Annotated in this window: 20 protein-coding genes and 1 pseudogene; 10 read left to right on the top strand and 11 right to left on the bottom strand. The window is 69.9% G+C overall.

All coding sequences use genetic code 11. The features are described from left to right. Positions 1-21: 21 nt before the first annotated feature. Both QF035_RS06455 and QF035_RS06450 read right to left on the bottom strand, forming a co-directional pair. Positions 22-732, bottom strand: coding sequence for an AAA family ATPase (locus QF035_RS06455; RefSeq protein WP_307518870.1), 711 nt, complete (start codon positions 730-732; stop codon positions 22-24). A 63-nt stretch (positions 733-795) separates the two neighbouring features. After that, positions 796-1221: a DUF5997 family protein gene (locus QF035_RS06450; RefSeq protein ID WP_307518868.1), complete on the bottom strand. Its 426-nt coding sequence runs from the start codon at positions 1219-1221 to the stop codon at positions 796-798. A 37-nt stretch (positions 1222-1258) separates the two neighbouring features. Between QF035_RS06450 and QF035_RS06445 the strand changes: the two genes are divergently transcribed. The 7 genes and pseudogenes from QF035_RS06445 to QF035_RS55670 all read left to right on the top strand — a co-directional run. Beyond that, positions 1259-2050 (top strand): LysR substrate-binding domain-containing protein, encoded by a 792-nt coding sequence (locus QF035_RS06445; RefSeq protein ID WP_307518867.1) that lies wholly within the window; start codon positions 1259-1261, stop codon positions 2048-2050. A gap of 80 nt (positions 2051-2130) precedes the next feature. After that, positions 2131-3393 (top strand): sensor histidine kinase, encoded by a 1263-nt coding sequence (locus QF035_RS06440; RefSeq protein WP_307518865.1) that lies wholly within the window; start codon positions 2131-2133, stop codon positions 3391-3393. Continuing rightward, complete coding sequence (locus QF035_RS06435) at positions 3390-4058, top strand: response regulator (RefSeq protein ID WP_307518864.1); 669 nt, start codon at positions 3390-3392, stop codon at positions 4056-4058. The genes QF035_RS06440 and QF035_RS06435 overlap by 4 nt, the downstream gene beginning before the upstream one ends. 76 nt (positions 4059-4134) lie before the next feature. Continuing rightward, positions 4135-5064 (top strand): ABC transporter ATP-binding protein, encoded by a 930-nt coding sequence (locus QF035_RS06430; RefSeq protein WP_307518862.1) that lies wholly within the window; start codon positions 4135-4137, stop codon positions 5062-5064. Beyond that, complete coding sequence (locus QF035_RS06425; protein WP_307518861.1) at positions 5064-5837, top strand: ABC transporter permease subunit; 774 nt, start codon at positions 5064-5066, stop codon at positions 5835-5837. Before QF035_RS06430 ends, QF035_RS06425 begins: the two co-directional genes overlap by 1 nt. Positions 5838-5856: 19 nt before the next feature. Next, positions 5857-6378 (top strand): hypothetical protein, encoded by a 522-nt coding sequence (locus QF035_RS55675; protein WP_373466607.1) that lies wholly within the window; start codon positions 5857-5859, stop codon positions 6376-6378. A 12-nt stretch (positions 6379-6390) separates the two neighbouring features. Then, positions 6391-6903, top strand: a pseudogene (locus QF035_RS55670) (alpha/beta hydrolase-fold protein); the annotation flags it as partial. A 15-nt stretch (positions 6904-6918) separates the two neighbouring features. On the opposite strand, the gene QF035_RS06415 reads toward QF035_RS55670, so the two are convergent. From QF035_RS06415 to QF035_RS06405, 3 genes are all read right to left on the bottom strand, one after another. Next, a complete protein-coding gene (locus QF035_RS06415) occupies positions 6919-7212 on the bottom strand; it encodes a twin-arginine translocase TatA/TatE family subunit (protein WP_307518860.1) in 294 nt (97 codons plus the stop codon). A 99-nt stretch (positions 7213-7311) separates the two neighbouring features. Further along, a complete protein-coding gene (locus QF035_RS06410) occupies positions 7312-7944 on the bottom strand; it encodes a hypothetical protein (RefSeq protein WP_307518859.1) in 633 nt (210 codons plus the stop codon). A 114-nt stretch (positions 7945-8058) separates the two neighbouring features. Then, complete coding sequence (locus QF035_RS06405; RefSeq protein WP_307518857.1) at positions 8059-8634, bottom strand: TerD family protein; 576 nt, start codon at positions 8632-8634, stop codon at positions 8059-8061. A gap of 222 nt (positions 8635-8856) precedes the next feature. On the opposite strand from QF035_RS06405, the gene QF035_RS06400 reads away from it, so the two are divergent. Together QF035_RS06400 and QF035_RS06395 are read left to right on the top strand one after the other, a co-directional pair. Then, entirely contained in the window at positions 8857-9246 is a 390-nt protein-coding gene (locus tag QF035_RS06400; protein ID WP_055617888.1) for a BlaI/MecI/CopY family transcriptional regulator, read from the top strand. 6 nt (positions 9247-9252) lie between these two features. Next, positions 9253-10185: a M56 family metallopeptidase gene (locus tag QF035_RS06395; RefSeq protein WP_307518855.1), complete on the top strand. Its 933-nt coding sequence runs from the start codon at positions 9253-9255 to the stop codon at positions 10183-10185. 87 nt (positions 10186-10272) lie between these two features. Here QF035_RS06395 and QF035_RS06390 read toward each other — a convergent pair whose 3' ends face one another. The 6 genes from QF035_RS06390 to QF035_RS06365 all read right to left on the bottom strand — a co-directional run bounded on the left by QF035_RS06390 (position 10273) and on the right by QF035_RS06365 (position 19488). Further along, positions 10273-10728, bottom strand: a complete 456-nt coding sequence (locus QF035_RS06390; RefSeq protein ID WP_307518853.1) for a tellurite resistance TerB family protein — start codon at positions 10726-10728, stop codon at positions 10273-10275. A gap of 237 nt (positions 10729-10965) precedes the next feature. Continuing rightward, positions 10966-13875 (bottom strand): ATP-binding protein, encoded by a 2910-nt coding sequence (locus QF035_RS06385; RefSeq protein WP_307518852.1) that lies wholly within the window; start codon positions 13873-13875, stop codon positions 10966-10968. Between the two features lie 171 nt (positions 13876-14046). Next, positions 14047-15054, bottom strand: a complete 1008-nt coding sequence (locus tag QF035_RS06380; RefSeq protein ID WP_307518851.1) for a (-)-alpha-amorphene synthase — start codon at positions 15052-15054, stop codon at positions 14047-14049. Continuing rightward, positions 15038-16417, bottom strand: a complete 1380-nt coding sequence (locus QF035_RS06375; RefSeq protein WP_307518850.1) for a cytochrome P450 — start codon at positions 16415-16417, stop codon at positions 15038-15040. Before QF035_RS06375 ends, QF035_RS06380 begins: the two co-directional genes overlap by 17 nt. 326 nt (positions 16418-16743) lie before the next feature. Next, positions 16744-17397 carry a TetR/AcrR family transcriptional regulator gene (locus QF035_RS06370; protein ID WP_307518849.1) on the bottom strand — a complete coding sequence of 218 codons (654 nt, stop codon included), beginning with the start codon at positions 17395-17397 and terminating at the stop codon, positions 16744-16746. Between the two features lie 27 nt (positions 17398-17424). Further along, entirely contained in the window at positions 17425-19488 is a 2064-nt protein-coding gene (locus QF035_RS06365) for a galactose-binding domain-containing protein (RefSeq protein WP_307530917.1), read from the bottom strand. A 313-nt stretch (positions 19489-19801) separates the two neighbouring features. Here QF035_RS06365 and QF035_RS06360 point away from each other — a divergent pair, with 313 nt between their 5' ends. Beyond that, a complete protein-coding gene (locus QF035_RS06360; protein WP_307518848.1) occupies positions 19802-20404 on the top strand; it encodes a hypothetical protein in 603 nt (200 codons plus the stop codon). Positions 20405-20406: the final 2 nt, after the last annotated feature.

Genomic DNA, 20406 nt, shown 5'->3' with positions numbered 1-20406 from the left:
ACCGCGCTCACGGGTTCGCCCTCAGCCGAGAATGTGCCGGAGATAGGCGTGCGGATCGGCGAGATAACGGCGCCAGTGGTCGACCAGGGCGAGATCCTGCCAGGCCACCTGGCGCATTCCGTGGTCGCCGACCTCGATGATGTCCGCACCCGGCAGCGCGGTCAGCAGCGGTGAGTGCGTGGCACAGATGACCTGGCCGCCCTGCTTCGCCAACTGGTCGAAATGGCCGAGCAGTTCGAGACACGAGCCGAACGACAGCGCCGCCTCCGGCTCGTCCAGCACATACAGTCCCGGCTCCAGGAACTTCCCGCGGAACGCCGCGAGGAAGCCCTCGCCGTGACTGACCGAATGCGGCGCGAGCCCTTCGCGGTCCAGCGCGTCCAGTGCCGTCTCGGCCCGCAGGAAGAACCCCTTGCGGGCCGACCAGCTGCCGAGCATGCGACGCCCGCGTGCTGCCGCCGCGTCGAAGCGGATCCGCTCGCCGAGTACCGACTTGGCCCGGTGACTCGCGTACCGCCAGTTGTGAGAGCCGCCCCAGGAGTCCAGACCGAAGCCCTCGGCCAGCGCCTCGACCAGGGTCGACTTGCCCGAGCCGTTCTCACCGACGACGAAGGTCACCGGTGCCGTGAACCGCATCCCGTCCGCCAGGAGCCCGCGCACACAGGGCACGGACCAGGGCCATGCGTTCTCGTCGTGCGAGGCCACGTGTGCGTACGCGCGTTCGATGATCACGGGTCGAGTCTTCCACAGCGCGCCACGGTGGTTCGAGGGAGTGCTGAGGCGGTCCGAAGACCGTTACTTACGCGACTGGTCGCCCTTGTCGTCGCGCTCCGCGTTCTTCTCCTTGATGCGGACCGCTTCCTTGCGGACCTCGGCCTGGGTGGCGCGCTCCTTCTGGAGCCACTCGGGGCCCTCGGCCTTCAGCGCCTCGATCTGCTCCGTGGTGAGAGCCTCCGTGACACCGCCGCGCGCGAGCCCCGCGATGGAGACGCCCAGCTTCGCCGCGACGACCGGTCGGGGGTGCGGGCCGTTGCTTCGCAGGTCCTGCAGCCACTGCGGGGGGTCGGCCTGCAGTGCGGTGAGCTCGGATCGCGAGACGACACCCTCCTGGAACTCGGTGGGGGTGGCCTCGAGGTACACACCCAGTTTCTTGGCCGCGGTCGCGGGCTTCATCGTCTGGGTGTTCTGGTGCGACGTCATGGTGTCCAGGGTATCGAGCATGTGAACCACCGCCGACCACGCCGGGTAACCTGGGCAGGTGACAGGCTCGGAAGATTCCCCTTCGTTCCGGCTCGCGTATGTCCCGGGAGTGACGCCCAGCAAGTGGGTGCGGATCTGGAACGAGCGGCTGCCCGACGTCCCCCTCACCCTCCTCGCGGTGTCCCTCGCCGAGGTCTTCGACGTGCTGCGGCGCGGCGACGCCGACGCGGGATTCGTACGGCTGCCGGTCGACCGTACGGACCTCAGCGCGATCCCCCTCTACACCGAGACGACCGTCGTCGTGGTGCCGAAGGACCACGTCGTGGCGGCCGTCGACGAGGTGACCGCCGAGGACCTGGCGGACGACATCGTGCTGCACCCCCTCGACGACACCCTCGACTGGGAGCGGCTGCCGGGCCGCCCCGCGATCGAGCGCCCCGCGACGACGGAGGACGCGGTCGAACTCGTGGCGGCCGGGGTGGGACTCCTGGTGGTCCCGCAGTCGCTCGCCCGCCTCCACCACCGGAAGGACCTCACCTACCGGCCGGTCACCGACGCCCCCGAGTCGCGCGTCGCCCTGTCCTGGCCGGAGGACCGGACCACGGAGCTGGTCGAGGACTTCATCGGCATCGTCCGCGGCCGGACGGTCAACAGCACCCGGGGCCGTTCCACGGCCCAGTCGCAGCCGAAGGGCGAGTCCCAGTCCAAGAGCAAGGGCTCCGACAAGGGCGCTGCTCGGCGGAAGCCCGCCGCGGGCAAGGCAACGGGCAAGCCGACCGGCAGGAGCCCACGGACAGGCTCCGGCGCCCCCAAGGGAGCGAAACGCGGAAAGCCCCGCCGCAAGTCCTAGCGACTGCGGGGGCCGACGAGTCTCGCGGGCTACTCCCGGCGGCGTATGCGCCGGGATGATCCGGCCCATACGGTGATGACGTGACGAGCTTCGACGGACTGGTGGAGCGTGCGCGATCACTGCCGCCGCTGACCGCGGATCTGCTGGTGGTCGCCGTGGTCGGACTGTTCACGGCGTCCGACGCCGCGTCCAACGACCCCGACTACCAGCAGGCGGACGGGCTCACCTGGCTGCTGCTCGCGGTCTCCCTGACTGCACTCCTGTGGCGCCGACGGTGGCCGGTCCCGGTCGCGATCGTCACGGGCGCCGCCTGCGCGGGCTGGGCGCTGCACGGGCACATCGGGGAGCTGCTCAACCTGCCGGTGATCGTCGCCCTGTACACCGTCGCGGTGCTGGGCGACCGGCGGCGCACCCTGTGGACCGGGCTCGTCGCCTCCCTCGTCTCGGGCGCGGTCGCGCTGCGGGTGGGGCGTGACGTGGCCAACCCACAGGGGTTGCCCCTGCTGGAGATGATCTGGCCGCTGGTGCCCCTGCTCCTCGGCGAAGTCATCCGTACGCGGCGGCAGTTGATGGACGAGTACGCGGCCCGGGCCGTCCGCGCGGAGGAGGAGCGGGAGCGGGAAGCAGCGCGACGCGTGCACGAGGAGCGCCTGCGCATCGCCCGCGAACTGCACGACATCGTCGCGCACACGGTGACCGCGATGACGGTGCAGGCCGGAGTCGCCCTCGACGCCCTCGACACCCGGCCCGAGGTCTCCCGGCGGGCGATGCGGCAGGTACGCGACTCGGGCAAGGAGGCCGTGGGAGAACTGCGGGCCACCGTCACCGTGCTGCGCGACCACGACAGCGAGTCGACGGCACCCGCTCCCGGACTTGCCCAACTGCCCGAACTGGTCGGCCGGTTCACCGACAGCGGCGTGGACGCGGCACTGCGCCACGACGGCACGGCGGACGGGCTCTCGCCGATGGTCGAGCTGGCGGCGTACCGCATCGTGCAGGAGGCGCTGACGAACGTGGTGAAGCACTCCGGCGCACGGCATGCGGCGGTCTCGGTCGCCCGGCACGGCGACGGGCTGTGCGTGGAGATCGTGGACGACGGACGCGCTTCACGGATCGAACCATCCGCGCAGCCGGGACCACCGTCGCGGACCGAACCACCGTCACAGCTCGGACCACCGCCACCGTTGGCGGCCGAAGGCTTCGGGCTCGTCGGTATGCGGGAGCGGGCCGCAGCGGTCGGTGGCAGCATCGAGTACGGTCCGGTGTCCGGCGGCGGCTTCCGGGTACGGGCCGTACTCCCGGTCGTGCTCCCGGCCGAGGCACTCCGCGGAGGGCAGCCGTGACCGTGCGCGTGGTGCTCGCCGACGACCAGACCGTCGTACGGGCAGGCTTCCGGGCCCTGTTGGACCTGACCGACGACCTGGTGGTCGTCGCGGAGGCGGCCGACGGGACACAGGCCGTCGAAGCGGTCCGGCTGACCCGGCCGGACGTGGTGCTGATGGACATCCGGATGCCCGGCGTCGACGGCATCGAGGCCACCCGCCGCATCGCCGCCGACCGCACCCTCGACGCCGTACGCGTCGTCATGCTCACCACCTACCAGGTCGACGCGTACGTCTTCGAGGCGCTGCGGCACGGCGCCGCGGGTTTTCTGCTGAAGGACATCGAGCCGGACGGGCTGCGCGCGGCCATCCGCACGGTCGCGGCCGGACAGGGCCTCCTCGCACCGGCGGTCACGCGGTCGGTCGTCGAGGAGTTCGCCCGGCTGAAGGCCCCGGAGACGGCCGGTGCCGAGCGGCTGGCCGTGCTCACCGACCGGGAGCGCGAGGTGATGGCCCTGGTCGCGGCCGGACTGAGCAACGAGGAGATCGGCCGACAGCTGATCATGAGCCCGTTGACGGCGAAGACCCACGTCAGCCGGGCGATGATCAAGCTGGGAACGCGAGACCGGGCGCAGCTCGTGGTGCTGGCGTACGAGACCGGGCTGGTCCGGGCGGGGGAGCGGTGAGGGTACTCCCGCGGGAGTAGCGGCCGACTCCCGGCGGCGGATGTCCGGGGCGTCGCCGCTCCCTACCGTCGAAGACATGATCGAGGCACGCGAACTCACCAAGCGGTACGGCGACAAGACCGCCGTCGACCACCTGTCCTTCACGGTCCGGCCCGGCCGGGTGACCGGCTTCCTCGGCCCGAACGGCGCCGGAAAATCCACCACCATGCGACTGATCCTCGGCCTGGACGCGCCCACTTCGGGCACCGTCACGGTCGGCGGCAAGCCCTACGCCGAACTGGCCGCACCCCTGCGCGCCGTCGGCTCGCTGCTGGACGCGAAGGGCGCGCACGGCGGGCGTTCGGCGTACCGGCACCTGGCCGGGCTCGCGGCGAGCAACCGCATCCCGCGCCGCCGTGTCGACGAGGTACTGGACCTGACCGGTCTGACCGAGGCCGCGGGACGCCGGTTCGGCGGCTTCTCGCTCGGCATGGGCCAACGGCTCGGTATCGCCGCCGCGTTGCTCGGCGACCCGGAGGTGCTGATCCTCGACGAGCCGGTGAACGGGCTGGACACCGAGGGCATCCGCTGGATCCGCGGTCTGATGAAGTCCCTTGCCGCGCAGGGCCGTACGGTCTTCCTCTCCAGCCATCTGATGAGCGAGATGGAACTGACCGCCGAGCATCTGATCGTCATCGGACGCGGCCGGCTCCTCGCCGACACCACGATGCGCGACTTCATCGAGACCAACTCCCGCGCCCATACGCTCGTCCGCTCCCCGGAACCCGAGAAGCTGCGGGGCCTGCTGGAGGCGAAGGGCGCCGACGTCCGTCTCGACGCGCGGGGCGGCTGGCGCGTGGACGGTCCGGACGCCGCGGCCATCGGCGACCTGGCCCGCGACCACGGTCTCGCGATCCATGAACTCACCCCAGCGCACTCCTCGTTGGAGGAGGTCTACACGGCCCTGTCCCAGGACTCGGCCGAGTACCGGACGAGCGCTGTCCGGAGCCGGAAGGAGAAAGTCTGATGGCGACCGTCACCCTCACCACCGCCCGGGCCGGCTTCCCGGGGGCCCTCGCCCATGAATGGATCAAGTTCAACAGCGTGCGCTCCATGGTCTGGACGACACTCGCGACCGCCGTCGTCCCCGTGCTGGGCGCGGTGTTCGTGGCCGCGACCGAGAGCCTGCAGCCGGACGACACGGTGCTCGGCGGCAGCCTCACCGCCTCCGTCCCCGCCCAGATGCTGGCCGCGGTGGTCGGTGCCCTGCTGATCACGGGCGAGTACGGCAGCGGCACCGTCCGCACCACCTTCGCCGCCAACCCGCGCCGCGCCACCGTGCTCGCCGCGAAGGCCACCCTGATCGCGGCGCTGATGTACGTCCTGGCCCTCATCTCCTGCACCCTCGCCTACCTGATCGGCGGCGCGATGCTCGACAACGGTCAGTACGCCCAGGGCGAGCCGCTGCCCGCCCTGTTCGGCATCGCCGCCTCCTTCGCCGTCGCCGGAATCCTCGGCCTTGCGGTCGGCACCCTCGTACGCCACTCCGCGGGAGCCGTCACCACCGTCATCGGCGTCCTGCTCCTGCCCTCCCTCCTCGGCCCGCTCTTCGGCGACGCCCAGCGCTGGATCGCGGGCGTCTCCCCGACGAGCGCCCTGGAGAAGCTGATCCAGACCTCGGACGCGACCGCGGAAACCGTCGGCAGCCTCGGCCCCTGGCCGTCCCTGCTCCTGGTGGCTGGCTGCACGGCCGCCCTGCTCCTGCTCGCGACCGGGGCGCTGCGCGGCCGCGACGTCTGACAGGAACGGAGGAACGCTCATGGCTTGGAGCGCCGCTCGCCCACGCACCCTGCTCGCCCTGGTGGTCGCCGATCTCCTGCTGCTGGCGGCGGTGTCCGCGACGTGTGCGGAGGCGACCGTTTCCGCCCCGCACGGCGCCCGGATCATCGCCGAGGAGAAGGCCGGTGAGCGTCTGGTCGATCTCACGGTGGACTCGCCCGCGCTGGGCGGTTCCGCGAAGGTCCGGCTGCTGACTCCGGACGGGTGGGACCGGCGGCGGTCCGGCGAGACCTGGCCGACTCTGTATCTTCTGGTCGGCGGCGACGGCAACTACAAGGCCTGGACCGAGGACTACGACGCCCATCTCCAGGAACTGCCCGACCTGCGGGACGTACTGGTCGTGATGCCGGAGATGCCGTTGTTCGGCTTCTACAGCGACTGGTTCAACGGTGGCGAGGGCGGCCCGCCAGCGGTCGAGACCTTCCATCTCAAGGAGGTACGCCCTCTTCTGGAGCGCCGCTATGGAGCGGGCGTCCGGCGTGTGGCCGAGGGGGAGTCGTAGGGCGGGTTCGGCGCTCTCTCCTACGCGGCACGCCACCCCGGGCTGTTCCGGGCGGTGGCGAGCTACAGCGGTTTCATACATCCACTGCGCCATCCGCATGCGGTGCGTGCCGCGATGACGTACCTGGGCCTGGACTGGACGGCGCTGTGGGGCGATCCGGTCACCCAACGGGCCAACTGGCAGGCCCACGACCCCTATTACCTGGCCGACCGGCTGCGCACCACCCCGGTCCACCTCTCCGGCGGCGACGGCACGGCAGGTGTCCTCGACCCGCCCGGCACACCACCGGACGTGGAGATCCCGGGGCTTGAGGACCCCGCCGACCCGTTCCCCGAGGACGCGATCTCCCCCACGGAGACCCTCATGCAACGCCAGTCCCGGTCCCTGGCCACTCGCCTGGCGGCCGTCGGGGCTCCGGTGACCACGCACTTCTACGCCGGGACGCACTCGCCTGCGTACTGGAAGCGTGAGCTGTACCGCTCACTCCCCATGCTGCTGCGTGCCTTGAGGATCCGGGACCGGTGACCGTGACGCCCTGCTTCAGTCCCGTGGACGGGGCTGCCCGGAGTCCGGCTGTGTGGGGTCGGGCGCTGCGGAGGGCCGGGCGGTGTCGGTGGGAGCGGTGTCGTGCCGAGGGCCGACGGTCTCGCCCGGGATGACGCGGGGAGCCGTCTGCCCGTCCGTCCCGGCCGGCTCGTCCTTCGTCGCCGCGGCCTCGGCCTTGAGGATGCGGGCCGACTTGCCCGCCGAGCGGGCCAGATCGGGGAGCTTCTTGGCGGCGAGGACGAGGATGACGACGACGAGGATGATCGCGATTTCGCTCAGTCCGAACATTCGGTTCCTGTCTTCTTCTCTGCCCGTGCCGGTCGGGGCTCGGGCACTACGGGGACGGGGTCGTGCGGTGTGCGGTGGTGGGTGGCGCGGTGCCGGGAGTCAGTCGAAGTGGGTGGTGGCGAGCTGCCGCCGGAGGTAGGGCAGCACGCCACGCTCCAGCAGCGCCCGCTGCCACCTCGCACGGGCATGGTGCAGATTACGGGCCGACGCCCCGGTCCGGTCGCCGTGGCCGGGACGTGAGCGCAACGCGGTGCACAGCAGTGCGGTCAGCCCGGCGAGCGTGCTCGCGGCCGCGATGAGCGCGAACACCCAGCCGGCGGTGACGAGCGAACCGCCCATCGGGCCCTGCGCGTCGGCGAGCCGGAGGCTGTACCCGAGCACGAGCAGGACCGCCGCCGCCGTGCCGGCGACCGGCGGAGTGAGCGCGGCGAGGGCGGGCAACAAGGCTCCGGGATCGGCCGGTTGGGGCTGCCGACCGTGCTCCCCGGTGGTACCGGACTGCCGACCGCGCTCCATGACCGTACGCGCGGCGAGGTACTCGCGGTACTCGTCACTTGCCGCGGCCGTGATCTCGTCCGCGGCCCGCAGCGCCTGGGCGCGCAGCCGCGTGGCGGCCGCGCTCGTGGGATCGGCGAGCAGCGCCGTACGAATGTCCGTCGTGCTCAGCGCCTGGCGCAGTACGTCCTCGAAGTCCGCTCGGTCCTCCGGGCGGAGGCGGGTCGGGCCGGCCAAGTGGTCTCCCTGGGTGGCTCGGACGATAGAGGTGCGACCCGCTTCACGCGGGGCGCGGGCCCGCCCCCTGCGAAGGGGGCGGGCCCGTGGATACGGAGGGCGGGAGCCGCTGGCTCAGACGCCGACGCCGAAGTCGGAGGCGATTCCGGCCAGACCGGACGCGTAACCCTGGCCCACGGCGCGGAACTTCCACTCCGTGCCGTTGCGGTACAGCTCGCCGAAGACCATCGCGGTCTCGGTGGCGGCGTCCTCGGACAGGTCGTAGCGGGCGATCTCGGCGCCGCCGGCCTGGTTGACGATCCGGATGAAGGCGCCACGGACCTGGCCGAAGCTCTGGCCGCGGTTCTCGGCGTCGTGGATGGACACCGGGAAGACGATCCGGGTGACGTCGGCGGGCACGCCGGCGAGGTTCACCTTGATGACCTCGTCGTCGCCCTCGCCCTCACCGGTGAGGTTGTCACCGGTGTGCTCGACCGACCCGTCCGGGCTGGTGAGGTTGTTGTAGAAGACGAACTGCGTGTCGGAGGCGACCTTGCCGGCCTCGTTCAGCAGCAGCGCGGACGCGTCGAGGTCGTAGTCGGTGCCCGTCGTCGTCCGGACGTCCCAGCCCAGGCCGACCAGGACCGCGGTCAGGCCCGGAGCCTCCTTGCTGAGCGAGACATTGCCGCCTTTGGCCAGGGAAACTCCCACGCTGCTCTCCTTCATCCTCGGTTGTGCGGTGCCGGGTCCGGGTGGTGGACCCTAAAATAAATCTACATCACTGTAGAAATATGGGGGGTGGGTCGGTCGTACTCGGTCGCGAGGCCGGTCCGAATGAGGCGGCGGTTCTCCGGCGAGTGGAGCGCGAGCGGATCTCTATACGATGGACCGCCCGTGAAGTGCGAGTGCGCGGCAGCGGAAGGGAGACAGGGCGTGACGGATCACCGGCGGCGTCCCCGGCGGCGGGGACAGGGTGAGCTGGAGGTGCAGGTCCTGTCGGCCTTGCGGGAGGCGGAGGGACCGGCGACGGCGGGCTGGGTGCAGGACCGCCTCGGCGGGGACCTCGCCTATACGACCGTGATCACGATCCTCACCCGGCTGCTGGCCAAGGGCGCGGTGACCCGGGAGCGCGCGGGACGGTCGTTCGCGTGGACGCCCGCGTCGGACGAGGCCGGGCTCGCGGCACGGAAGATGCGCAAGGTGCTGGACGGCGAACCGGACCGGGAGGCGGTGCTGGCCAGCTTCGTCACCGCGCTGTCGCCGGACGACGAGCGGCTGCTGCGTGAACTGCTGGGGCAGCCCGAGACGGAGAGGGAAGACTGAAGCCTCATGGGGGTGTTCGTCTTTCTGCCCTTGGTCCTGCCCCTGACGGCCTGGCCGATCGCCCGGCTGGCCGAGCAGCGCCTGCACCCGGGCACCGCGACCCGGCTGCTGACCGGCGTGGCAGGTGTCATGGCCGTCTGCAGCACGGTGTGCTTGGCGCTGCTGATGGTCGTCGGCACCGCGCAACTGCCCGGAAACCCGCTGCCCGATGGATGGTCGGACCCCGAGGTGCGCGCGGCCGTCCCCTACGACGAGGTCGCCGGGCGAGCGGCCATCCCCGCCCTCCTGGCCGTGGCCGTGGTGTGCGTGGGAACGCTGTGGCGGCACGGCAGGGTGCGCCGCCGCGCCCACCGCGCGCTGGTGGGCCTGCCCGGTACGGGGGTCGCGGTGCTCCCCGACGCGACGCCCTACGCGTACGCCCTGCCCGGCGGAGCCCGCGACCGGGTCGTGGTCACCACCGCCCTGCTGTCCTGCCTCGAACCCGCCGAACGGCGCGCCCTGTTCGCCCATGAGCGCGCCCATCTGACGGCCCGCCACCACCGCTTCCTCCTGGTCGTACAGCTCGCGGCCCGCGCCAACCCGTTCCTGCGACCCCTGCGAACGGCCGTGTCCTACACGGCGGAACGCTGGGCCGACGAAGCGGCGGCCCACGCCGTGGGCAGCCGCAGGGTCGTGGCACGCGCGATCGGCAAGGCGGCGCTGGTCTCCCGCGGCACCCCACTCCCGACACTCGCGGGCTTCGCCGCACCGGGCCCGGTACCCCGCCGAGTGGCGGCCCTCCTGGAACCCGCACCCGCGGTACGCAATTGGCCCTCCCTGTTCACCACGGTCGGCATGGCCACCTGGACGGCGGCCGTCGGCACGGCACTCTCCGCGATGTCCTCGGCCAACTCCGCCGTGACGATGTTCTTCATCCTGCACGCCGCGACACCGCTCTGAGCTCCTGGCCGGCCACGTCTTCCCGCGTGAGGTCAGGCCGGGCCGTCGCCCGAGAGGGTACGGCCCGGCCCATACAGGGTGTTCCGGTCAGAGGTCGAACTCGTGGGGCGGCAGGTCCAGGGTGAAGCACGCCTCGCGCACGACGGCCTGCTCGGTCTTGTCGAAGTCGCCGTCGGCGCCGCCGATGACGATGCCGATCTGGATCACGGCACGCGCCTCGGCGGGCTTCTTCTTCGCCTTGGCTATCTCCTGAAGGACGCTGACCTTGCCGAAGTCGAAGTCGGCGACCAGCTTGTCGAGGTTGCCGTCGAAGCGGCGCTGGAGATCGTCGGCGGGGAAGTTCCGCAGAACCTCGTTCGTGGCGATGAGCTGGGCCACGCGGCGGCGCTCGGCCGGGTCGATCGTGCCGTCGGCGGCCGCGACCAGCGCGCACATCGCCATGCTGGCGTCACGGAAGGCGCCGCCCTTGAGGTCGTTCTTCTTCGTCACCAGCTGGGTCTGCATCGTCGATGCGGACTCTTTGATGCGGTCCCACAGGGCCATGAGAACTCCGGTTTGTGTCAGAGGGTGGCCCGAGCCGGTGGAGGCTCCGACCGCCGCATATTTCTACAGCGGTGTAGAAGCTATCAGGTGCGGGTAACGGCGGTCGTAGGAGTGCGCGGCCGGCTGTCGTCGCAGAGTGAGCCGCTGGGCGAAGGGCAGCAGGAGCGAGCTACTGGGCGAAGGGCAGCAGGAAGCCCGGGTCCGGACGGTCCGGACCCGGGCTTCCTGATCGTCAGGTCACGGATGAGGGCGCGGGAAGGTCTCCAAGGCTCTGGCGAGGCCGGCGGCGTCGGTGCCGATCTTCCGGTAGACCGAGGAGAGCAGTCGTGTCACGCCCTGCTCGGTGAGGCTCAGAGCCTTCGCGACCACCCCTGCCTGGAGCCCCTGGGCCGTCATCTCGGCGGCCTTGCGTTCCGGAGCGGTGAGTGTGTCCGTCTGTCCGTAGCGAAGGGGCAGCGGCCGCAGTCCGGCCGCCGAGAGTTCTGCCCTGGCCCGGGTCGCCAGCGCCTCGGCACCGCAGTGGACGGCGCCTTCCTGGCCTTGGTAGAGCCGGTCCGCTGCCTCCTGCAGTCTGCCGTTCCGGGACAGCGCGGCACCGTGGCCGACCAGCGCACGGGCCAACTCGTATGAGGCTGGCGACCGTTCGAGGTGCTCGACCGCCTCCGTGTACAGGTCGAGCGACGCAGGTCCGCCCGTCACCTCGGCCTCGGTGTGGAGCGCCTGGCCGATCGCGGAGGCCGCACCGAAGTCACGGGCCCGCTTGACGGCGTCCTGGGCGAGACGGATCGCCCGGTCGGGAGCGGTGGGAGCGACGGCGGACGCGAGATTCAGCTGCCAGGGGCACCAGGTCGGGTTGCGCCAGGATCGTGAGTCCAGCCATTCGCCTACCGCGGACAACAGGTGCTCGGCCTCGGAGTGCCTGCCCTCGGCCAGGAGCAGTTCGGCGTAGACCGTGCGGGGATCCGGGTAGATGACGGCGTTCGGGACCACCTCGCCGTAGTGGTAGAAGTCGGCGAGCTGTCGCGCTTCGTCGGTCCGGCCACGGGCGAGGAGGATCTGAATCAGGATGCCGATGGCGAACCACTGGGCGGGCACCGCTCCTTCCACCCGGTCGGCGGTGCGCAGCCCCTCACGTACGAATTCCTCCGCCTCGATGAGGCAGCCACGACGGTAGCGGATGTAGCCGAAGAGGGTCTGGCCGACGGCCAGGTGGGAGCCGCGCCAGCCCTTGGTCTCGCACTCGGCCATTCCCTTGGTGAACAGTTCCTCGGCCCGTCGTGGCTGGTCGCAGTACATGAAGACGAGGGCGACGGAAACGGGCAGCTCGAAGCCCCGGTTCTCAGCGGTCCAGCTCAGCCCGCCCCGCAAGGACTCCTCGGCATACTCAAGAACGGTCTGCCGCGGCTCGCCTCGCATCATCGCGTCCCAGGACCGAAGGCCCAGGATGTACCGCTCCTCCAGACCACGGCCGGTCAGCCGCGCGGCCAGCCGTGTCAGCCTGCGCGAGCGGGCGGCCGAGTCGGGCTCGTCGGTGCGGAACGCGCTCCATACGAAGTGGTCGGCCTGCATGCGCAGTCGGATGCGCGGATTGGTGGCCTGCTGTGCCTCGTCGGCGGCCACGGCCGCGGCCTCGGCCACCCGGTCGAGGTGGGCCAGAGCCTGGGTCAGCCGGTAGACGATGGAGGCGCGCAGATGGGGGTCGACCCCGGGTTCCGCGAGAGCCGCCCGGAGGTGGCTGACGGTGGCCGCGGGTTCGATCAGGAAGGTCGAGCACGCGAGTTCATGGAGGAGTGCCGCCCGGTCCTCCGGAAGGGGCGGCTCCTGCAGGGCCCGGGTCAGGACGCGCCGGGCGGCCTCCGGAGCCCCGGCGCACAGGTACTCGCGGGCGGCCTCCCGAAGGCATGCGACTGCTTCGGGCCTTCCCTCGCACGGGACTTCCAGCAGATGCCGGGAAGCGGCGGTGGGCCCGAACCCCGCGGCGTGGACCGCCTCCGCGGCCGCGTTGTGCAGACCGACCCGCAGACTCGCGGAGATGTCCCGGTAGACCGCTGTCGCGATCAAGGGGTGTACGAACTCCAGGCCGCCTCCCTGACCTGGGGCGTCCTTCAGGATCCGAGCGGCGCGCAGCCTCTCGGTCGCCTCGGCGGCTTCCTCGCTGCCGACCACCGCGATGGTGGCGGCGAGTTCTGGCGAGATGGACGTACCGAGGACGGCAGCGGACCACGCGAAGCGGACGGTGGTCGTGCCGAGACGGTGCAGCCGGTCGAGGAGCCCGGGTCCCTTGACCGCCGAGGCGAGGTCCCGCATCGAGGACAATTCGTCCCGCGTGCCCTTCAGGCGCCGTTCGCCGAGTCGGATGGCGAGCTCGACGGCCTCGAACGGGCTTCCGCCGGTGGCCGTCCAGCACTCGTCGCAGAACTCGTCCTCGGCTCCCTCGCCCACCTCGTCCCTGACGATGCGCGCCACGCCCGCGGAAGTGAGCGGAGCGAGGGAGTAAGGGCGGTTCCGGTGGCGTTCGACGAGTGTGCGGAACACCGCCGCCTCGCTCGGTAGTTCGTCGGGCCGGTAGGCGGCGACGATCAGCAGCGGGAGATCCTCGGCCCGTGGGGCGAAGGAGGCGAGCCAGTTCAGGGACTCGACATCGGCCCAGTGCATGTCGTCCAGGAGCAGGATGACGGGCGCCTTCATCACCGTGAGGCGCGTCATGACCCAGTCGAGTCCGTCGCGCACCCCGGTCGGGTCCGGCACCCGGGCGGTGCCCGTTGCCTCCAGACCGAGCGCGGCGGCGACGATGTCGTACCAACTGCCCAGGAAGGCCCGGCGCTCGGGCTCGTCCATCGCCGCCAGGGCGGGTTGCACGAGCTGGCGGACCACGTGGAAGGCCAGCTCCTGTTCCTTCTCTCCGCCCTTGCCCGAGAACACAGTGAACCCGTGGGCCACGGCCCGGGCGCGTGCCTCCGTCATGAGCGCCGTCTTGCCCAGCCCGGCCGAGCCGGTGAAGGTGAGGAGCCCGGTGTGGCGCGGTCGCGGCACACCGTCCCCTGTATCGCTGAGCTCGGCCAACGCGGCGTCGATCGCCCGGAGTTCCCTATGGCGCTCCAGCAACAGATGGCTCTCGGGGTCCGGTTGCCGCAGCTCATGCGCCATATGCCCTACCGCTTCCTGTTTCGTTGATCCTTCGGAAGGCAGCGATGAGCGTACGCCCTTGCGGACATCGGGTGGTCGTATTGAGCAATGAGTACACAGGGAAGGGCGAATCATGCATCGGAACGGTTTGAGCGCCTTGCTTTCAGGTAATGTAATTTGATTGGTCTGCCGTCAGTGGACGGAGGACATCGCCGTCGCGTCCGCGTAGCGCGGCACGGTGCGGGACCAGTAGTAGCACCCGCGAATCCAGCCGGACATGCCTTCCACGTAACCGACGCCGGCCGGGCTCAGCTCCGGCTTGATCTTCTCGTAGAGCGTCTCGAACTCGTCGATGGTGCTGTTGATCCGTCGGATGGCCAGCGTGACGGCCTGCGGCAGGGAACACTCGTACGCACGCTGATAGGCGAGGGCCAGGTTGACCATTCCGCCTGTCCGTTGCTCCTTCACCGAGGAGAAGAGGTCGGCTGTCCACACGGCCGCATCGACCGAGAGACGCCGCAAGTGCTGCATTGTGGCGTGATGGAGGTCCTTGGGGGTGAGTTCGCACGGCTGCGCGGCTTCGTACAACGGATAGAAGGGCTCGATGCCCGCGGTCAGCGAACGTATCGAGTTGCACAACTCCATCCGCACCGGAGGAGAGTGCGTCTGGGCCACCGACTCGTACAGCAGGCCGTGTACGTACTCGCGGCTGTTCCAGGCCCATCGTGCGGCCTGTGCGGGCGTGCACCGTTCCTGGACCTGGCGGTGGAGATCGGCCAGGGCCGCCCCGAGGGGTGTGACGGGCGGCCGGCCGTCGCGCAGGATTCCGATGCTCTCGCTGAGCATGGGCAGGAGGCGGCCCGGCCGGTGTCGGCCGACCTCTTCCGCCAGGTCGTCGAAGATGAACTGGTAGGCGATTTGGTTGGCCACGATCTGCAGGACATCGCGGTCCACGGTCGGGCTGTTGTAGGACGCGAGTTCCGCCGGGCGAGTTTTGACGATCATGGCCGCCACTGCCGGGTCGTCGGTCAGTCCCCAGGTGCGCAGCCAGGTGTCGACGCCTGCCGCCGATTCGGATTCATGGCGGTTGCTCAGGAAAGGGAACGGCATGTAGAGATTGGCGTCGATGAGGTCTTTCAAGTTGTCCGCGGGAATTTCTTCTTGCAGGGCGACCGTGATTTCCTCATGCGTCGTCGACACCGTTGTCACCTGCCGTTCGGGGATCCTGTGTACGGGATGTCACCGTGGTTCGGGGAGCGAGAGAACGGGCGCGCGGCGGTGTGCCGACCGGTGTGGGTGAGCGTGGTTCGCAGATCATCGGCAGCGACCTCGGGCCCAACGTCGCCGCGGGGCGCGGTTGTTGGACGGGTCCGGGCGGATGGCGCAGCCGCCAGTGACCGGCGATGACCGCGACGGCCACCGTGGTCTCCGCCATCGCGAACGCGTCACCGATGCACTTGCGGCTTCCCGTGGCGAAGGGGAGCATCGCGCGGTGCTGTGCGGCACCGGTCCGCTCCGAACCCGGCAACCAGCGTTCGGGCAGGAACAGTTCGGGGTCGGGGAACGACGCGGGATCGTGGTGCAGGAGATAGGGGCTGTACAGGACCGTGGCGCCCCGGGGGAGCCGGCACCCGGCGAGCTCCGTCTCTCTGGTCGTGACGCGGGTGAAGAGCCAGCCCGGTGGTGAGTGGCGCAGCGTCTCGGTGACGGCGGACCGGGTGTAGGTGAGCCGCGACAGGTCGTCGAGGCCGGGCCGTCGCCGCCCGTCGAGCACGGTGTCGACCTCGGCGTGCAGATGGCGCTCGGTCTCCGGATGTTGTGCCAGGAGGCTGAAGACGGAGGCCAAGCACAGTGCGGTGGTTTCCACGCCGGTGAGCAGGAGGGTGATGAGCTGGTCGTGGACTTCCTGTTCGGTGACCGCCGCGTCCTCGCCCCCGTCGCGCGCGGCGGCCAGCAGCGTCCCCAGCACGTCGTCGCGGGGAGCGCCCCGCCGCCGTTCCGCTATGACGGAGTCGATGATCCCGTGCAGCCGGTCGACCGCACGCCGATAGCGACGGTTCGCCGGCGTGGGGACACGGAACGGGGCGTCGACCGGCACGACCGTGCGGACGAACAGGCCACGGACGATGGTGCCGAGGGCGCCGCGAACCTGGGCGGCCCTGGCGTCGTCGAGCGAGTCCGAGAGGAGGACGCGGCTGGTCACCCTTGTGGTCAGGGCCATCATCGCCGCGCTGACGTCGATCCGCTGTCCGGCCTGCCACGCTCGGCACACCGACTCGGCTTCCTCGCCCATCAGTTCCGTGTAGTCGGCGACGCGGGAGGCGCGGAAGTCCGGCTGGAGCAGTGTGCGCTGCCGTCGGTGTGCCTCCTGGTGGCAGGTGACCACACCGTCACCCATCAGGGCCCGGAGCCTGTCGTACTGCGAACCTCCCTTGTCGAAGGTGCGCGGGTCCATGAGCACCCGGTGGACCAGCTCGGGGTGGCACACCATCCAGGCCCGCGACGGGCCCAGGCGTAACTCGACCAGATCGCCCCGGGCGGGCAGGGAATTCAGAAAAGCCAACGGGCGACGGAACAAAGCGATACCGTGGCTGATGCTCGGGAATATGCCTGGCGCAGTGCCCAGGGTCCATAGTCGATCCGGTTCGGGCATGGCGTTGCTCATCGAATACCACCTGCCTCAGTCGACTCACGTAAATCGGCGAACGTGCCACCGGCTCGGTGCTCGAGTCATGTCCTGCCCAGTTCAACTGCTGTCGGCTCCCCAGATCCACTTTCCTTGGGGGCGCACAGGAGCACAAAGAGGCGTTGGGTGAAACATTGTTGATGCATGATGCATTTACTGGAATTACCTTTCGTCACTCAAGTGGCCTTTTGTAAAGGGTCACATCAGGGGGACGAAAAAGAGGAACCGGCGGGACCGGATCCCGTACGGGGCCGGAGTTCGTCCGCATCGCGCACGAGGCCCGCGACATGGTCGGTGATCGTGTCGAGGATGTCCGCCCAGGCCGCGTCGTCGCCCAGCACAAGGAAGTTCAGGGTCAGACCGTCGGTCATGGCGGCCAGATAGCGGGCCAGCACGGGGGCCGGGACGCGGAGTTCGAAGTCCATGCTCCGGGCGAGCTGCTCGACGAGCTCGGTGTAGGTGTCGCAGTACAGCTGGTACTGCCGCCGCGCCAGATGCTCGAACCCCGGCTGACGCAGGGCGTACTGCGTCAGCTCGTACGTGAGCATGTGCTCGCCGGGATGCGCGGACACATGGTCCCAGTAGGCCTGGAACCCGGCCCGGACTGTCTCCCGAAGAGTGGCCTTCGGCCTGATCGCCTCCCTGACCACCGTGACGGAGTGCTCGGTGATCGTCGTGATGACGGACTCGATCAGGGCCTGCTTGGAGTCGAAGCAGTAGTGGAAGACGCTCAGGGACAGACCGGCCTCCGCGGCGATGGACCGGGTCGTCGTCCTGGAGACGCCGTCCCGGGTCATCGCGCGGATGGCCGCTTCGGTGAGCTGCCGACGCCGTTCGGCCGACGGCATCCGTGCCATGGGTGTTCCCTTTCGTTCCGGTGGGCGTCAGCTGCTGTGGACGCCCACCTCGTAAAGGGAGTAGCCCCAGTCGGTGCCCCGGTCCAGCCCGTGGATCCGTACATAGCGGGCCGGCACGCCGTTGAACCGGGCCGTGTCCAGACCGCCGTCACCGGCGGTGGTGGACCAGGCGGACTGCCAGGTGGTGCCGTCGGTGGAGACCTCGACGCGGTACGACTTCGCGTAGGCGCGCTCCCATTCGAGGGTGACACGCTTGACCGTGCTCGTGGAGCCGAGGTCGATCCGGAGCCACTGGTCGTCGCTCCAGTCGCTCGCCCAGCGGGTGTCCGCGTTCCCATCCACCGCCCGGCCGGGGGCGTAGCTCGTGAACGGGTTGGACTCCGACGAACTGGCCGACGCGGAGGCGCCCTTGGCGAGATTCACGCCCGCCTTGTGCCCTTCGGACGCGCCCCAGGTGTCGAGATACGACTCGGCGCCCCGGAAGAGGTCGTCCACGACGTCCTGGCCGCCGACTTGCCGGATGTCCTCGATCCAGTCCGGGACCAGCCCGTAGTGCGAGGCGCCGTCGGTGTTCAGGTCCCAGGTGCGTGAACCGGTCGTCTGCTTGTTGATGACCGAGCCGCCGTCGGTGCTGCGGAAGGGGTACGTCACGGGGTTCGAGGCGTTCGCGCCGCGCGGGGCCGGCCAGCCGCCGACGCCGTTCATGTCGGTGCCGTAGCCGTAACCGACGTCGTACTTGTCGCGCAGTGCCTTGGTGCGGTCCGCCTCCGCGCTGAACCCCTCGGATCCGTGCATGTACTGGGCGATGAAGCCGCCGAGACCGTAGACCCGCTCGGTCCAGTTGAGGTCCATCCAGCTGTGCGAGGAGAGCACACCGGGGTAGGACTCCGACTCGAAGATGTCGAGGACCCGGCCGGTGGCCTTGACGCTCATGTGGTCGACCTCGAGCATCATCTTGCGCTGCATCATGCCGCGTACGGCGTACTCGCCCAGCTCGGTCAGCCCGCGTTTGTTGCACTGGGCGTCATCGTCGTACGACGGGACCTCGACCCCCGCAGGCAGCTCCTCCTCGGCACTCGGCGCCGCCGCACCCCCGATGGGGTTGTCGTGCTGCGGGCCCGTGCACTTCTCCGTCTGCCAGAAGGTGCCGGTCGACAGGAACTGGCCGACGTTGATCGCCGTGCCGAGGCCGCCCTCGTCGAACCGGACCCCGCAGAGCGCGTTGTCGAACTTGTGGCAGAGGAACATGCTGCGTACGCCCAGGTCGTACAGCTCGTCCAGACCGGCGTCGATGTCGTCCTTGTCGCACTGGGCGATGTCGAGGATCTGCTTGCAGCCGAACGGCTCGGACGTCTCGACGCCCAGGATGACGGCCAGCTTGCCCTGCTCGATGACGGTGCGGGCCTGCTCGCTGTCCGTGACGATCCGGAACCAGCCCTTGCCCGTGCCGCCGTACATCTTGTCGATGTAGGCCTGCATGTCGTAGGTCAGCTTCGCCTGCAGACGGATGGACGTCATCTCGTCGCAGCTGCGGTCCTTGAAGGGGTAGACCGAGCAGATCACGCCGTTGGTGACGAGGTCGTTGACGAGTACGCGCTGGCCGCCGCGCCAGGCCCGCTCCACCCAGGCGTAGTAGTTCTGCTGGTGGGTCAGCGAGTCGTAGGCCGGCCAGTCCTTGAAGGTGGGCCACCCGTCGGGGTCGTGCTTGCCGTCGCCGCCGTTGGTGATGAAGTCGAAGATCGCGAGCGAGCCGTCGGGGTAGTGCTCGGGGCAGTCCTTGAGCGCCGCGGCCACTCCCGCGTCGGAGAACGGCTTGCCGCAGATGAGTCGGCCGCCGAAGCCCTCGTTGGCCATGATGTGGTTGTGCGCGTCGACGAACCCGCGTACCTCGCCCTGGGAGTTGGTCCCCTTGAAGGGCTCACCGGTGACACCGATCTGGGAGTCCGGTGCCGGCCGCGCGACCGGGTTCCACCAGTCCGTCCCTGCCGCGGAACTCGGGGTGGGGCCGAGTGTCACGGCCATCACGAGCAGGAGCAACGACAGAACCGTGATCGGTCTGCGCCTGTGGTGCGGCTGTTGAGTCATGGTCATCACCCACGTCTTCGGTCGGCGGACGGCGCAGTCGATGAGCCGGCCGTCGGGGCTCGACACCCCACGGCTGGTTGTCATGACTCGTGCAAACGATGGGTCGAGAATCGCGACTGGGGTGTACGGAGTCAAGGGTCCGGGACGGATGACCTGATGGTTCGTCGGCCGCGGCGGGTCGCGGCGATGAACAGCTGGTGCACATGGGCCTCTTGACGGCCCGTTGGTCTAGTCCTACCTTCCAGTCAGTCGTTCAAAAAGACAGTCAACGTTCATGTCTGTGAATCTCGACTGAACCCCCCACGCCCAAGGAGCCGACATGCTCACGCGCTTTCGGGCGCTCACCGTGACCGGTGCGGTGTGCGCTTCAACGTTCATGGCCCTGCCGAACGCCGTCGCCGAGGTGGAACCCGGCGGCTGGACCTCGGTCTCTCCCACCTTCACCGTCCAGGAGCGAGGCTGCGGACAGGTCGACGGGCTGACCTTCCAGCTCACCTGCTCCACGGCCAGTGGCGACCAGCGCGCCGAGCGGCGGTACGCCACCTACACCGGCGGCACCCGCCAGTTCGAGGGCTACTTCCGGATCAGCAGCCTCAGCGGCACCCGCATCAGCCTCAAGCAGACCTTCAACGAGTCCGCGGCGGGCCCGTACTTCATGCTCGCCGTCGAACGCGGCGGGCGCCTGTACGCGGTCCACGGCGGCGACACGCTGTCGAACGCGGGCACGGTCGGCGCCACGGTACGCGTCAACACCGTTCACCAGGTGGGCAGTTCGCACCGCACGTACATCAACGGCTCGCTCCAGCACACCTACGCGAGCCCCGGCGGCAGCTTCTACGACAAGTTCGGCGCCTACCGCACCAACAGCGGCAACGGACCGGCCACCGTCGTGTGGAGCAACGTCCGCTTCTGGCGCAAGTAGCC

The organism is Streptomyces umbrinus (assembly GCF_030817415.1).
GTDB lineage: Bacteria > Actinomycetota > Actinomycetes > Streptomycetales > Streptomycetaceae > Streptomyces > Streptomyces umbrinus_A.
The sequence above is the reverse complement of the archived record's forward strand: the minus strand, read 5'-3'. Positions and strand labels throughout refer to the sequence as shown.

Coding starts and splice junctions, on each gene's coding strand:
- QF035_RS06450 (WP_307518868.1), bottom strand. CDS start 1,221: ATGCTCGATACCCTGGACACCATGACGTCGCACCAGAACACCCAGACG.
- QF035_RS06430 (WP_307518862.1), top strand. CDS start 4,135: ATGATCGAGGCACGCGAACTCACCAAGCGGTACGGCGACAAGACCGCC.
- QF035_RS06425 (WP_307518861.1), top strand. CDS start 5,064: ATGGCGACCGTCACCCTCACCACCGCCCGGGCCGGCTTCCCGGGGGCC.
- QF035_RS55675 (WP_373466607.1), top strand. CDS start 5,857: ATGGCTTGGAGCGCCGCTCGCCCACGCACCCTGCTCGCCCTGGTGGTC.
- QF035_RS06415 (WP_307518860.1), bottom strand. CDS start 7,212: ATGTTCGGACTGAGCGAAATCGCGATCATCCTCGTCGTCGTCATCCTC.
- QF035_RS06395 (WP_307518855.1), top strand. CDS start 9,253: ATGGGGGTGTTCGTCTTTCTGCCCTTGGTCCTGCCCCTGACGGCCTGG.
- QF035_RS06390 (WP_307518853.1), bottom strand. CDS start 10,728: ATGGCCCTGTGGGACCGCATCAAAGAGTCCGCATCGACGATGCAGACC.
- QF035_RS06385 (WP_307518852.1), bottom strand. CDS start 13,875: ATGGCGCATGAGCTGCGGCAACCGGACCCCGAGAGCCATCTGTTGCTG.
- QF035_RS06370 (WP_307518849.1), bottom strand. CDS start 17,397: ATGGCACGGATGCCGTCGGCCGAACGGCGTCGGCAGCTCACCGAAGCG.
- QF035_RS06365 (WP_307530917.1), bottom strand. CDS start 19,488: ATGACCATGACTCAACAGCCGCACCACAGGCGCAGACCGATCACGGTT.
- QF035_RS06360 (WP_307518848.1), top strand. CDS start 19,802: ATGCTCACGCGCTTTCGGGCGCTCACCGTGACCGGTGCGGTGTGCGCT.